We start from the raw sequence: 12,794 nt of genomic DNA on the forward strand, positions 1-12,794 counted from the left end.
CGGTTACTTCTCCGTCAGGGTCCAGATGCCGTCCCAGGGGGCGGTGAGGGTCGCGCTGTCGCGGGCCAGCAGGCGGCAGCGTTCCATGAGGAGACGGCTGGCCTGGTCGCCGGGCGTGAGGTCGAGGGCGCGGGCGAAGGCGGCCTCGGCCATGGCAAAGGCCCCGATGCGATAGGCGCTGAAGCCGCTGGCATGGGCGTCGAGCCAGTCGCAGCCGGCGGCGTCCGGGGCCTCGACGAAGATCTCGTGGATCTCGGTCGGCCGGTCCTGTCCCTTGACCCGGACCACATCGACGAGGCGCATCGGCACCGGGCGGGAGAGCCGGGCAACCGTCTCGCCGCAGGCCAGGATCGAGACGCCGTAGCTCTTGGTGATCGCCTCGAGCCGGGAAGCGAGGTTCGCGGCATCGCCGATGACGGTGTAGTTCATCCGCTCGGGGGAGCCGATGTTGCCGGCAAGCACCTCGCCCGTCGCCAGCCCGATGCCGATGCGCAGGGGTTCGGGCAGGCCGTCGCGCCGCCGGTCGTTGACGAGGGCCAGCGCGCGCATCATCACCCGCGCCGCCTCGACGGCGCGGTCGGTGTCGTTGCCGAGGGGGGCAGGCACGCCGAACAGGGCCATGATCGCGTCACCGATGTACTTGTCGATGATGCCGCCCTGGTCGCGCAGGACGTCGGCCATGAAGGAGAAATAGTCGTTGAGCAGCCGCACCGTGCCGCGGGCGCCGAGTGCCTCGGACAGGGAGGTGAAGTTGCGGATGTCGGAGAAGAGCACCGTTGCCGGCATGAGCGCGCCGTCAAGCGCCTCCGGCCCATGCTCGACCAGGATGCGGGCAACCGGGTTGGACTGGGTGCGGGCGAGCACGCTTTCCAGTTCCTTTTCCCGGCCGATGTCCTGGAAGGAGACGACGAGGGTCGGGCCGGCGGCTGCGGCCACGCACCGCGCGCTGAGGCGCAACGGGACCCAGTCGCCGCCCGGCGTGGCGAACTCGCAGTCGAAGCCGTCAAGCGGACTGCCGCCGTCGAGCACGGCGCGGAGATCCTCGGCAAGATCCTCGTTGTAGTCGGAAAAGAAGGCGGCAAGCGGCAGTCCGACGGGAAGCGTGTCCATGCGCAGGATCGCCCGGGCGGCCGGATTGGCGGCCGCAAGACGCCCTTCGGGCCCGAACAGCAGCACGCCGCCGGAGAGCGCATCGAGAAGCCCCTGCAGGTCCGCTGCCAGAGCGGGCGGCGTGGCCTCGTCATCGGCGCGGAGGTCCGGCGCCGTGGCCGGAGCGTCGGCGGCGAGAACCGGTGGCAGGCCGAGAACGCGCCGCGCGGCGGTCACGATCTCGGAGGCGCGCTTCTGCTTCAGGTCGAGGCTGACGGCGCCGGAGGGCTTGGCGATGATGGCCGCTGCCCCGAGCCGCAGGGCCTCGAGCCGTTCGGCGGATTCGTCACTTCCCACCAGCGAGGAGAGGATGATGACCGGGCAGGGGGAGCGCAGGCTGAGACGGCGAAGCGTTTCCAGCCCCGACATCTCCGGCATCTCGATGTCGAGCAGCACCAGATCCGGGTTCAGCTTGCGCACCTGCTGCAGCGCGATCTTGCCGTTCTCGGCCTCGCCAGCCACCTCCAGCATCGGGTCGCTCTCGATGATCTCGGTGACCAGCCGGCGGATGATGAAACTGTCGTCGACGATGAGGATCCGGCGGCGCATCGGCGCCTCACCGGAGCTGGGCCGGCCTGTCATTGGGCATCCTCCCGCAGGTGGGTGGCATCGACGGCGGCGCGACGCAGCCGGCGCAGGGTCGCGGTCCCGGGCAGGTCGGGCATGTCGCGCAGCACGCAGACAAGGGTGCCGGTGCTCTCCTCGGCGATGACGCCGTCCAGCCAGCGGGTCAGCGGCGCCAGCGCGCGGGGCAGCGGGCGAAGGCTGGACCGGGGGTGGCTCTCGATCCGGTCCACCCGCTCCACGAGGCAGAGCCAGGCAGCAGTCCCGCAGACCAGGCGCAGGCCGACCGGATGCGGCGGCAGCCGCGAGGGCAGGTGCAGCAGGCGCGCCAGATCCACGACAAGCGCGGACCGGTCGAGCCGCCGGGACAGGGCCTGGGACGGGGCCTGGGACGGGGCCAGGGACCGGACCTCGCCGGTCAGCCCCTGCACGGAGGCGACCCGCGTGCGCGGCACGAGCAGGGTCGTGCCGCCGGCGTGGACGCGCAGATAGTCGGTGTTGCCCGCAAGCGTTCCCTGGCTCATCGGCGGGCCTCGGAGGCGCTGCGCAGGCCCTTGTTGGCGGCCCGGGCCGCCAGGTCGAACAGCTTGTCGGGATCGAGCACGAGCACGATCCGGTCGGCGCCGAGGATGGAGATGCCGCCAACCCCGGGCAGCTCGGCCACCCGCAGATGCGTCTCGCGGATGAGCAGTTCGGCCCGGCGCAGGATCCGCCGGGTCCGGAACCCGACGCGGCGGCCCTTCCACGAGCAGATGACGACCGACAGCTCGCCCTCGCCGGGATCGTCCGGGGCAGGCAGGCGCATCAGCTCGCAGATGTCGAACAGCGGCAGGAAGCGCCCGCGCAGCAGCAGCGAGGGCTGGCCGTTGACCGACTGCACGGCCCCGGCCGGGAACACCGCCGTTTCCGCGACCATCGTTTCGGGGAACCCGATGGTCTGGCGGCCCGTGTCGGCCAGCAGCATCGGGCGGATCGCCGCCGACAGCGGCATGTCCATCCGGAAGGTGGTGCCGCGTCCGGCCTCGGTGTCGATCTCGATGCGGCCACCGAGGCGCGTGACATTGACCAGGACGACATCCATGCCGACCCCGCGGCCGGAGACGGTGCTGGCTTCGCTGCGCGTCGAGAAGCCCGGCGTGAAGATGAAGCGGGCGATCTCGGCCTCGCTCATGCGGGCCAGGTCATCGACGCTGGCGAGGCGCTGGGCCACGGCCTTCTCGCCGACGCGGGCAATGTCGATGCCGCGCCCGTCGTCGCTGACCGTCAGGACGAGGCGGTTGCCATGCTGTTCGGCCGTCAGGGTGAGGCGGGCGGTGGCGGCCTTGCCGGCGCGCACCCGGGCCTCGGGTGTCTCGATGCCGTGGTCGATGGCGTTGCGGATCATGTGCATCAGCGGGTCGACCAGCATGTCGGCCATGCCCTTGTCGATCTTGATCGCGCCGGCGGTCTGCTCGAAGCGGACGGACTTGCCAAGCTCGCGCGCGGCCTCGCGCACCATGCGCGGAAAGCGGGCGATGATGTTCTCGAAGGGGATGACCCTGAGGCCAAGGGTGCTTTCGTGGATCAGGCTGATGAAATGGCTGACCTCGGCTTCCAGGGTCAGGAAGTCGCGCCGGTCCGCCAGCAGGGCCTCGACCTCCGGCAGCAGTTCGGGCGCGCGGGCCGAGGCGTGGTCGTAGAGACGGCGCAGCGCCTCGCCGCTGCGGCCCTCGCTCGCCAGAACATTGAGGCGGCTGCCGAGGGTAAAGAACGACCCGATGCGGCCGAACAGCCGGTCGAGCACCTCGACCGGCACGCGGACCTGGGTTTCCTCCACGGCGGCAAGCCGCGGGGCGGCGGCCTGTTCGGCGAAATGGGCCGGCGGTGTCAGGCCATCGAGCCAGGTCAGCGACAGGGGCGCAAGTCCGGTTGCCGACAGTCCCGGCAGCGCGGTCTGGCTGCCGGCGGCCTCCAGTCCCTCCGGCATGTCGGCGGTGCTGACGGCGACCAGCAGCGCAAGGCCCGGGCCGGCCGGCGTCGTGATGCTGCGCCCGGCGATCAGGCCCGGCAGCGCGGCGACCAGTTCCGCGAGCCCCTCCGCCTCGGGCAGGGGGATCACGGCTTCCACCAGCCGGGTCGCCGGGTCGTCGGCGAGGCGCTCAAGCGCGGGAGTGCTCTGGCGCGGCAGATGATGCGGCGCCACCTTCCAGTGCGCGAGGCGGGCGGCCAGCAGGTCCGGCAGACGCGGAGCGGTGGCCAGCTCCCCGGCGGCCGGCGGCTCGACAGGCAGTCCAAGGGCCATGCTGGCCTCGGCCCAGCCGGTCTCCACCCCGCTCAGCGCCTCGATCGTCTTGGCCTGGGCGAGGATGCCGGAGAGGATCGCCGGGGCGTCCTGCGGCTCCGCCTGCGCCAGCATCCGGGCACAGCGCTCCAGACCGCCGAGGCCGATGCGGGCCGAGCCGTGGGCGAGGACGGTCGCCGCCTCCCTGAGGGCGTCGCTGTCGCCCCGGGCGACTGCGGCCGCGCTGTCGTCGAGCAGCTCGGCCAGGAGTTCGGCGAAGGCCCGGCTCATGTCCGGTTCGAGGCCAAGGGCGTCGCGTGTCGGTGCGGGAGCCGGAGCTGCGGCGGGGCGGCTGTGCGCATCGCTTGCCCGGGCGAGCCGGTCGAGCGTGTCCGACAGGCCGTCCGGTGCGACGAAGCCGGCAAGGTCGCCGCCGGCAAGGGCGAGGCGGATCGCATCCACCAGCCGCAGCAGCGCCTCGATGGCGCTTGCCTGAAGCTCGGCGGTGCCGGTGCGCACCGGATAGAGACAGGTCTCGGCCTGGTGCGTCAGCCCTTCCAGGGCGGCAAGACCCGCCACGCGGGCGAGGCCCTTGAGCGAATGGAACGCGCGGAACAGGACGTCGATCTCGGCGCGCGACAGCGTGCCGGTCTCGGCGCCGACCAGAACCGGTTCGATCGCGTCGAGATGCTCGGCACATTCGGCGAGCAGGTCGCCTGCGAAGTCAGAGCCCGGCATCGGCGTCCTCCCCTGCAGGTGCGACGGGACGGCCCGTGGCCTGGCCGGCCGCGAGGGCGCCAAGGCCGGACAGCAGCGCGTCGCCGGCCGGACCAGCCAGAAGCGGATCGGCCGTGCCGCCGGTCTTGGCGTGGATCAGGCTCGCGCCACGGCTGCGGCAGAGGTCGTGCCCCTGGCTGCCGGGGATGACCGACAGGCCGGTGACCGCGACCGGGGCCGGCTGGATCAGTACGGCGACACCGGCCAGCCGGGCCACGTCGGGCAGGCTGTCGGCATCGAGGAGCACCACATCCGCCGGCAGGCGGCGCAGCCCGGCCAGCGCGTCGGCGGTGGCCACCACGGACAGGCGGGCCTCCGGCGCCCGCGCCAGCAGCGCGCTCAGGCTCACGGCCAGTCCCGGGTCATCGCTGACCAGGGTCACGTGCCACGTGCCCCCGCCGCTGCCCGTGCCGCTGCCCGTGCCGCTGCTGCCCGTGCCGCCGTTGCCCGTGCCGCGTGCGGTGCCGCTGCCATCTGACGTCGTCTGCCCCATCGGCGTCGCATCCGCTCCCGTGCCGTGTCCTCAGGCCATCTTGAAGGCGTCGATGCGCTGGCGGGTCTCGTCGGCCAGACGCGCCAGCTGGACCATCGTCGCCGTGATCTCCTCGGCGGCGGCCGAATTGGAGTTGGCGATCGATTTCAGGTCGCTGACCGTGCCGTCGATCTGGGTGATGGACGCGCGCTGCTGCTCGATGGCGGCGACCGACGCGTGGATCATCTGGGTGGTCTGGCGGGCCTCGCCGGAAATGCCCTCGATGGCGGCGCGGACGGTGTCGGCGGCCTGCTTGCCGGCGAGGCTGTCCTCGCTCGCCTGCTCCACGATCTCGGCGATCTGGTTGGCATTCTGTCCGGCGCTTTCGGCCAGCTTGCCGACTTCCTGGGCGACGACGACGAAGCCCTTGCCATGCTCGCCGGCGCGGGCCGCCTCGATCGCGGCGTTGAGCGACAGGATGTGGGTGCGGTTGGCGATCTGGGCGATGACCTGGGTGATCTGGTTCACCTTGCGGCTGTTCTGCGCGATCCGGTCGACAAGGGCCCCCATGGCCTCGACCGAGGCGAGACCGCGCTCGACGAGGGCGGTGGCGTTGTCGGCCTTCTCGCTGGCGAGCCGGGTGTTGTCGGAGACCTCGCGGATGGCCAGCATGGCCTCCTTGACGGCGGTGGCGACCTGGGACAGCGACGCGTTCTGCACGCGGGCACCGTCGGCCACCTGCGACACGGCCATGCTCGCCTCGCCCACGGAGAGGGCGGTGCTGCGCGCCTTGTCGCCGAAGTCGCGGAACGAGGCGTGAGAGACGTCCAGCAGGCGGTTCACCTGCTCGCCGATGTCGCGCAGGAAGCCGGCCTTGCCGTCCATCGACACGCGCACGGTCAGGTCGCCGGCCGCCGCGCGCGAAATCACGCCCCCGATCTCCCGCGTGGTCTCCTCGGCCTTGAGCATGGCGGCGATCTTGTCGGCATTCTCCTTGAAGACATTGACGGCGCCGGCCATGCGGCCGATCTCGTTGGTGCTGCCGAGGCCCGGGATGACGACATTGCCATCGCCCTCGGACAGGCGTGTCATGGCATGGGTCATCTGGGTCAGCGGGCGGATGATCGAGCGGGCGATCAGCACGGCGATCACGAGGCCGGCCAGAATTCCGCCGCCGGCCAGCAGGGCCAGAAGCTGCTGCACCTCGGCCGTCCGGCTGGCCACGGTGGTGCTGAGGCTGGTGATCTCGCCCTGCATGGTCTGGCGGAAGGCGGCGATCTTGTCGAGGATCGCACGTTCTTCCGTGTTGACGGACTCCGAGCCACTCAGGCCGGCTGCCTGCACGAAGGCAGCCTGCGTGGCCTCAAGCTCGACCGCAGCCTGGCGGGCGAGCCGTTCGGCCGGAGAGCTGGCAGCCGGGGCTGCGGCGAGGGCCGCGGAGCCGGCCTGCTGCGTGGCGGCCGACAGGGTGCCGGCGGCGAGGGCGACCGCATCAAGAGCCCGCAGCAGCTCCGGGCTTGCCGCCGGATCGGCGCGCAGCGCCTTGATCTGGCCGGACAGGGTCGCACCGGCCTCGGCGATCTCCAGACGCTGCTGCATCAGGGTGCGGGCGCGCTGACGGTAGCTCGTCAGGCCCTCGCGGATTTCCGCCACAAGGCGCTCCTCGTCGCGGCCGGCCAGCAGGCTGGCGGTCTGCGTCAGGGCCTCGTCGATCTGGCGTGACTGGGCTTCGGTCCGTTCGAAGTCACCCGTCCGGGCGTAGGTGAAGACGGCGTTGCTGCGCAGGCGGAAACCGGTGAAGTCCCGGTCGGCCAGGAACATCTGCCCGACCGCGCGATAGAAGCGGTCCATGTCCGAGGACAGTTTCGCCAGATCCCTGACCGAGGAATAGCCGACGGCGGAGAGCAGCGCGAGCAGGACGAGCAGGATGGCCGCGAGGCCGTAGATGCGGGTCGACAGGGTGACGTTCTTCAAGCTGACCCCCGAGGGATGGCCTGCCCCAGGACGGAGCGCGGGCGGATTATGGCAAGCATGTCAGGTCTTTAGTCCACGCGCGCGTGAGCGGCTGCATTCCACCCGAAATGTTCCAGCCGACAGCGCGGGACAAGCCTGGCCCAGGGTGGAAAACCTATCGGCAGTTGGTTAGGAAAGCGTGTTTGCTGTTTTTTCTTGCAAGTCGTCCGGGGGGAGTGATTGCAGATCCCTGATCAGATTGACACCGGCTGGCTCGGCCTGGTGGTCCTTGCCTTTCTCGCCAAGCATTTCATTGCCGATTTCCTGTTCCAGACCCACTGGATGGCCATGGGCAAGGAAGGCCGCGACCACTGGATCCTGCCGCTGGCGGCCCATGCGGGGATCCATGCAGCGCTGACCGCGCTGCTGGCCTCGGCGATCGCCCCCTCCTGCCTGTGGCTGGCAGCGGTCGACTTCGTGGTTCATTTTGCCATCGACCGGAGCAAGGCGGCCCTTGTCCGGGTGACCGGGGCGACGCCGCAACGGGCCGGCTTCTGGTGGCTGCTCGGGCTGGATCAGACCCTGCACCACCTCACCCATTTCGCCTTCATCCTGGTCATGGCCGGTGCGAGCACAGCCTGAGAAACGCCAGTGACGGCGCGGCCGGGTCGAGCTGCGGTGCCAGCGGCAGCCGCGCGAGGGCTGCGCCCGGCATGCCGGCCACGACACAGGTCGCGGGGGCCTGGACGAACACCGGACCTCCGGCGGCGGCCAGCGCGGCGGCGCCCACGGCTCCGTCCTCGCCCATGCCGCTCAGGACCAGCGCCGCAGCCGGGATGCCGCGTGCGGCTGCCGACAGCATCAGCCCGTCCGCATTGGGGTGAAACGGACTGTCCGCCGGAGCGGCCGGACGCAGCAGCAGGCCGCCGTCGGCCTCGGCCAGAAGCTCGAAGTCCTGGCCGCCGCGCAGCACGAGAATGTCTCCGGCCGCGACGCTGCTGCGGTCCGACACCTCGTGCACGGTCCGGCCGGTGACATCCGCCAGATGCGCGGCAAAGGCTGCGGTGCCATGGCTCGGCATGTGCTGGGCGATGATCCAGGGCAGGCCGCCGCCGGTGGTCGCGGCCAGAAGCGCGCCGAGCGCACCGGGGCCGCCGGTGCTGCTTGCCACCAGCAGGCAGCGGGGCGACAGGGGGCGTGGCGATGCGGTCGGTCCGACCGCCGCGATGCCCGGCCGGGGGCGCGCAGCCTGCCGGCCGGGCAGGCCGTCGGGCGTCACGGGGGCCGCGCGCGCATCCGGCGCAGCGGTCCGGGAGACGGCAGGCTGTGAGGTGACTAGCTGTGAATTGATTGGCGGTGAGATGACTGGCGGTGAGACGGGTGGTCGGGCAGGGGCCGCCCCTGGTCCGGCCTGTGCGGCGAGCGCGGACCGCAGCCGTTCGGGAAGGTCGCGCGCCCAGGTGCCGATCGGCGGGCCGGGGGTTGCCGGGTCGCGGGCCAGACGAATGAGCCGCCGGTCCAGCCGGTCCATCGCTCTACCGAGCAGGGCCGCCGCCCCGGGCACCTGCAGCAGCGCCTCGTCAACGACGACCAGCCCGGCAAAGCGGGCCTCCAGGGCCTGCAGCAGGTCGGTCGGCGTGGCGCAGTCCCGCAGCTCGGCCGCCGGAAACGCCTCCGCAAGGATGCGGCGCAGGCCCGAGCGCTCGAAGGCCCCGGGCGCCGCGATCAGGATCGGCCGCTTCACGCGCCGGTCCCGGCCGCAGCCGCCGTCCGGCGCCAGACGGTGGCGCCGGCAGCCTCCAGAGGCTCAAACAGGGCGGTGGGGCGCATGGATTCGGCCGCTCCGAGAACGAGGATCGCGCCCTTGCGCATGGCTCCGGCCAATCGGGCAAGAGCCTGCGAGGTCGCCGCTTCGGTAAAGTAGATCAGCAAGTTGCGGCAAAACACAAGGTCCGCCGGATGGCCCTCCAGTGCGGCCGGCACAGGGTCGAGCAGGTTGTGCACCTCGAAGCGGACCATGCTGCGCAAGGACGCTGGCGCCGACCAGCTCTCGCCGCTGCGGCGCGGGAAGGCGTTGCGGGCAAACTCGGGCAGGTCGCGGAAGCTGCCCATGGCCTCCAGCCGGGTGTAGGTGCCCCGGGCGGCAATGCGGATCGCGGTCGGGCTGATGTCGCTGCCGAGGATCCGCGACGCGCCGGACCCCAGCGACTGCAGCAGATAGGCGAGGGACCAGACCTCCTCGCCCGTGGCGCAGCCGGCGCTCCAGACCTGCAGCGGTCGTGCGGGGAAGGTGCTGCCGTCGCGCAGCAGGCTGCCGAGCAGCGTCCACTGTGCCGCATGCCGGAAGAACGAGGTCTCCTGCACCAGCACGCGCTCGATCATCGCCTCGTCCGCAAGCAGGGCCGGGGCTGGACCAGGGCCATGGCCGGGTGCCGGTGGCCCCAGCCGGTCGCGGATGTAATCCGGGGCAATGCCGGTGCGCCGTGACAGCCGTTCGATGGTTGCAGGGGTGGCCTCGCTCATGGCCACGAGGCTAGTCCACCGCCAGGATAAAGGCCATCAGATCCGCAAACCACGTGTCCATCGCCTCATGCAGCCGGTCGCAGACCTCGATGTCCCGTCCGCCCCTCGCATGGAGCCGGATGAAGCCGCAGGCTTCCGCCTGCTCGATCAGCAGCCGGGCATGGGTGCGCGAGACGCCGGTGTGGCTGGACAGGAGCTCGAAGGGCAGGCTGACATGCGCCGAGGCGCTGTGGCCTGCCTCCCACAGCAACAGGAGAAGGGTCAGATAGCCGCCATCGCGGGAGGCAATGCCCTGCAACTCGGCATGGCGGGCGCGCAGGGCGAAGTAGGCATCAAGCTCCGGTGCCACGGCGCGGTGCCAGGACCGGTGTCCGGCGCCTGCGATCGCCAGGTCGCGGCTCGACCAGGCCGGGGTCTGGGGGTCGAAGGCGGCCGGCGCTGCCTCGGCGGCCAGGCCGGCGTCCTCGATGTGCGGCTGGCCAGCCTGACGCGCCCGGGCCAGAAGCCCGCGATGTGCGCTGCCCTGGGGAACCGCATCGCCGAACCGGGCCACCGGGCCGGCCAGCGCTTCCATCAGCACGGCGTCCGCCCCCCAGAGCCGGGCGGTGGGCAGCAGCAGCGTGATGCGCATGTCCTCTTCCGCCTTGCGACGTTCGAGGTAGCCGTAGCGTTCCAGGATGGCGACCAGCGCCTCGATGCGGTTGCGGCTGGCCAGTTCGGACCCGGCCAGGCGTGTCTGCAGCCGGCCGAGCGTCAGCCAGCTGCTCCGCTCCTCGGCCTGCTGGCAGGCCGCCAGGCTGAGGATGGTCTGGATGGTGATGTAGCGTCCCTCTTCCAGCAGGAGGCGGCCGAGCAGGTAGTCGCCGCGGAAGAGCTGGACCAGGTTGGCGACCGCCGCATCGCGGACGGCGGGAAAGTCGGGATGCGCGCGCAGCGCCGCGCCGGCCAGCGCATGCCGGGCGGCGGCCGCCGACCCGTTGCCGGCCGTGACCGCGTCTGCCGCGAGGCTTTCAGGTCTGAGGACCAAGGCGTTCATGCGCGTCCTGTTGCCGGTGGCATTCTGTCGATCGGTCGGGCTCCCGGCCCTGGCACCCGTCTCGCCGGGGGCTGGCGCAGACGGCATCCGGGCGGGCGTTGTCCCGTCGAGGCGTGTCTCCCCTTCTTACCACGCTGGACCGCGCCATAAAGATGTGGACCATCAACGGCCGTTGATCTTGCGCAGGTCACTTTGATCTTAATGTTAACAGATGTTAATCACTTCGATGTCTGCGCAATCAGCGCGTGGTTGCGTGTCCGAAAAGCAGGTCTTCTTTGCTTTGATTTATTCGGGATTCCTGATCAAAGACTGGAATTTTTCTTCTTGTTGACTGTCTTTCCTTTTGGTCTTCACTGTCGTGGGGCGCGTCGGGCGCGGGTGGTGGCGGATTGTCTTGGGACGGATGGAGAATTTGGGGTGTAACGGCGTGACGGGGGCTGGTAGATGGTAGGCGTCACGGCGGGGCGGTCTGTGTCCGTCCCGGCGGGGACGTCGGCTGTACGGGCGTCGGTGGGGATCATGTTTCGAGTTCTTGTTGCCCGGTCCGGTGCGGTTCGTCGCGGTCTCGGTCACTGCCTGCTGGCCGTGACCCTGACCGGTTGCGCCGCCATGGGCGAGCATCTGACCCCGTCGCCTGCGGAGGCATCGCTGACGCTGCCGGCCAGCTTTGCCCATGCGGCGGAGGCGTCGCGCGCGCACCAGACGGCGACGGAGTTCTGGACCGCCTTCCGGTCGCAGGACCTCGCCGACCTGATCCGCCGGGCCGAACTCGGCAGCCGGGACATCGGCGTTGCCCTCTCCCGCCTGCGGCAGGCGGAGGCCGGCGCGGAGGAGGCCTTTGCGGGCCAGCTCCCGAGCGGCGGGCTGGGCGGCAGCCAGACGACCTTCCAGGCGTCGGCGAACACGGCCGGTCTGCCTGCGGGCGTCGAGATGCCGGTGCGCCAGCAGCGCAAGGTCGGCCTCAATGCGTCCTGGGAGCTCGATTTCTGGGGCAAGGCCAGCTCCAATTTCGCCGCCGCCGCCAACCGGGCCGATGCGGCCGCGTTTGCAGTCGCCGCAACCCGCCTGACCGTCACCTCGGAAACCGCGCTGTCCTATGTCCAGATCCTGTCGCTCAGGGACCGGCTGGGTCTGGCGCGCGAGAACCTCGTGCTGGCACGCAAGGTGGAGGAGAACGTGCGGGCCCGTGTCGAGGCCGGCTCGGCGACGCAGATCATGCAGGCGCAGCAGGAAACCGTGGTGCTGCAGCAGGAGGCCACCGTGCTGCGGCTGCAGCGGGCCCTGGCGCAGGAAGAGATCTCGCTCGCGCTGCTGGTCGGCGCGACGCCCGGCGAGATCCGCATCACACGGGGCAGCCTTGGCCGTCTCTCGATCCCGGCGCTCGTTGCCGGAGCGCCGGCCGACCTGCTGCGCCGGCGCCCGGATGTGCGGCAGGCCGAGGAACTTCTGGCCGCATCGGCCAACAATGTGGCGAGCGCCCGCGCCGCGATGCTGCCCAGCCTGACGCTGACGCTGCAGAAGGGCTTCGAGAGCGTGACCACCGGCGCGCTGTTCTCCGGTGCGGCCGGGGTGTTCTCGGTCGCCGGACAGCTTGCCCAGCCAATCTTCGACATGCCCCGTCTCGTGGCGCAGCTGGAGGGCACGCAGGCCCGGCGGCAGGAACTGGTGACGACCTACCAGCAGTCGGTGATGAGCGCGCTGGCCGACGTGGAGAAGGCGCTGATTGCCTATGGCGGACTAGCGCGGGAAGAGCGGGTGGCAGCCCGCGCGACGGCGGCCGCACGCAAGGCGCACGACCTGACGCTCGAGCAGCTCGAGGCCGGGCAGGTCGACATGACCACCGTGCTCAACACGCAGCGCGACTATTTCACCGCCGTCGACAGCCTGCAGCAGGTGCGGCTTGCCCGGTTCCAGTCGGCGATTGCCCTTTACCGGGCGATGGGCGGCGGCTGGACCGAGCAGGATGTGGCGCGGCTGATCGCCGAACGGGACGCACTGGCCGCAGCCGCCCCCGTGGCGCCGGTCACCGAGGCCGTGAACTGACGATCTGAAAGTATGGG

10 protein-coding genes are annotated in these 12,794 nt (G+C 71.0%); 2 read left to right on the plus strand and 8 right to left on the minus strand.

Annotation, left to right across the window (positions count from 1 at the left end):
* Nucleotides 1-3: 3 nt before the first annotated feature.
* Genes GWI72_RS16770 through GWI72_RS16790 form a run of 5 tightly spaced genes read right to left on the minus strand, consistent with a single transcriptional unit; the run spans nucleotide 4 to nucleotide 7,196 of the window.
* Nucleotides 4-1,731 carry a response regulator gene (locus GWI72_RS16770; protein WP_161709402.1) on the minus strand — a complete coding sequence of 576 codons (1,728 nt, stop codon included), beginning with the start codon at nucleotides 1,729-1,731 and terminating at the stop codon, nucleotides 4-6.
* Entirely contained in the window at nucleotides 1,728-2,237 is a 510-nt protein-coding gene (locus tag GWI72_RS16775; RefSeq protein ID WP_161709403.1) for a hypothetical protein, read from the minus strand. The genes GWI72_RS16770 and GWI72_RS16775 overlap by 4 nt, the downstream gene beginning before the upstream one ends.
* Nucleotides 2,234-4,711, minus strand: coding sequence for a chemotaxis protein CheA (locus GWI72_RS16780; RefSeq protein WP_161709404.1), 2,478 nt, complete (start codon nucleotides 4,709-4,711; stop codon nucleotides 2,234-2,236). The genes GWI72_RS16775 and GWI72_RS16780 overlap by 4 nt, the downstream gene beginning before the upstream one ends.
* Nucleotides 4,698-5,243 (minus strand): helix-turn-helix domain-containing protein, encoded by a 546-nt coding sequence (locus GWI72_RS16785; RefSeq protein WP_161709405.1) that lies wholly within the window; start codon nucleotides 5,241-5,243, stop codon nucleotides 4,698-4,700. Before GWI72_RS16785 ends, GWI72_RS16780 begins: the two co-directional genes overlap by 14 nt.
* Nucleotides 5,244-5,273: 30 nt before the next feature.
* A complete protein-coding gene (locus GWI72_RS16790; RefSeq protein WP_161677086.1) occupies nucleotides 5,274-7,196 on the minus strand; it encodes a methyl-accepting chemotaxis protein in 1,923 nt (640 codons plus the stop codon).
* A gap of 219 nt (nucleotides 7,197-7,415) precedes the next feature.
* On the opposite strand from GWI72_RS16790, the gene GWI72_RS16795 reads away from it, so the two are divergent.
* Complete coding sequence (locus GWI72_RS16795; protein WP_161709406.1) at nucleotides 7,416-7,817, plus strand: DUF3307 domain-containing protein; 402 nt, start codon at nucleotides 7,416-7,418, stop codon at nucleotides 7,815-7,817.
* On the opposite strand, the gene GWI72_RS16800 is transcribed toward GWI72_RS16795, so the two are convergent.
* From GWI72_RS16800 to GWI72_RS16810, 3 genes are read right to left on the minus strand one after another with little or no spacing between them, the layout of a single operon-like run.
* On the minus strand, nucleotides 7,792-8,919 hold the full coding sequence (locus tag GWI72_RS16800; protein WP_161709407.1) for a chemotaxis protein CheB: 1,128 nt from the start codon (nucleotides 8,917-8,919) through the stop codon (nucleotides 7,792-7,794). The genes GWI72_RS16795 and GWI72_RS16800 overlap by 26 nt on opposite strands.
* Nucleotides 8,916-9,698 (minus strand): CheR family methyltransferase, encoded by a 783-nt coding sequence (locus GWI72_RS16805; RefSeq protein WP_161709408.1) that lies wholly within the window; start codon nucleotides 9,696-9,698, stop codon nucleotides 8,916-8,918. The genes GWI72_RS16800 and GWI72_RS16805 overlap by 4 nt, the downstream gene beginning before the upstream one ends.
* A 10-nt stretch (nucleotides 9,699-9,708) precedes the next feature.
* Nucleotides 9,709-10,734 carry a hypothetical protein gene (locus GWI72_RS16810; RefSeq protein WP_161709409.1) on the minus strand — a complete coding sequence of 342 codons (1,026 nt, stop codon included), beginning with the start codon at nucleotides 10,732-10,734 and terminating at the stop codon, nucleotides 9,709-9,711.
* 519 nt (nucleotides 10,735-11,253) lie between these two features.
* On the opposite strand from GWI72_RS16810, the gene GWI72_RS16815 reads away from it, so the two are divergent.
* The gene (locus GWI72_RS16815) at nucleotides 11,254-12,777 is read left to right on the plus strand and encodes an efflux transporter outer membrane subunit (protein ID WP_161709410.1); all 1,524 of its coding nucleotides are present in this window, start codon (nucleotides 11,254-11,256) and stop codon (nucleotides 12,775-12,777) included.
* The last annotated feature ends 17 nt before the right edge of the window (nucleotides 12,778-12,794 follow it).

Source organism: Pannonibacter sp. XCT-53, assembly GCF_009915765.1.
GTDB classification, from domain to species: domain Bacteria; phylum Pseudomonadota; class Alphaproteobacteria; order Rhizobiales; family Stappiaceae; genus Pannonibacter; species Pannonibacter tanglangensis.

Bases quoted from the DNA above. Each gene is read 5' to 3' on its own strand.
- GWI72_RS16810 (WP_161709409.1), bottom strand. From the start codon at position 10,734: ATGAACGCCTTGGTCCTCAGACCTGAAAGCCTCGCGGCAGACGCGGTC.
- GWI72_RS16785 (WP_161709405.1), bottom strand. From the start codon at position 5,243: ATGGGGCAGACGACGTCAGATGGCAGCGGCACCGCACGCGGCACGGGC.
- GWI72_RS16775 (WP_161709403.1), bottom strand. From the start codon at position 2,237: ATGAGCCAGGGAACGCTTGCGGGCAACACCGACTATCTGCGCGTCCAC.
- GWI72_RS16770 (WP_161709402.1), bottom strand. From the start codon at position 1,731: ATGACAGGCCGGCCCAGCTCCGGTGAGGCGCCGATGCGCCGCCGGATC.
- GWI72_RS16780 (WP_161709404.1), bottom strand. From the start codon at position 4,711: ATGCCGGGCTCTGACTTCGCAGGCGACCTGCTCGCCGAATGTGCCGAG.
- GWI72_RS16805 (WP_161709408.1), bottom strand. From the start codon at position 9,698: ATGAGCGAGGCCACCCCTGCAACCATCGAACGGCTGTCACGGCGCACC.
- GWI72_RS16815 (WP_161709410.1), top strand. From the start codon at position 11,254: ATGTTTCGAGTTCTTGTTGCCCGGTCCGGTGCGGTTCGTCGCGGTCTC.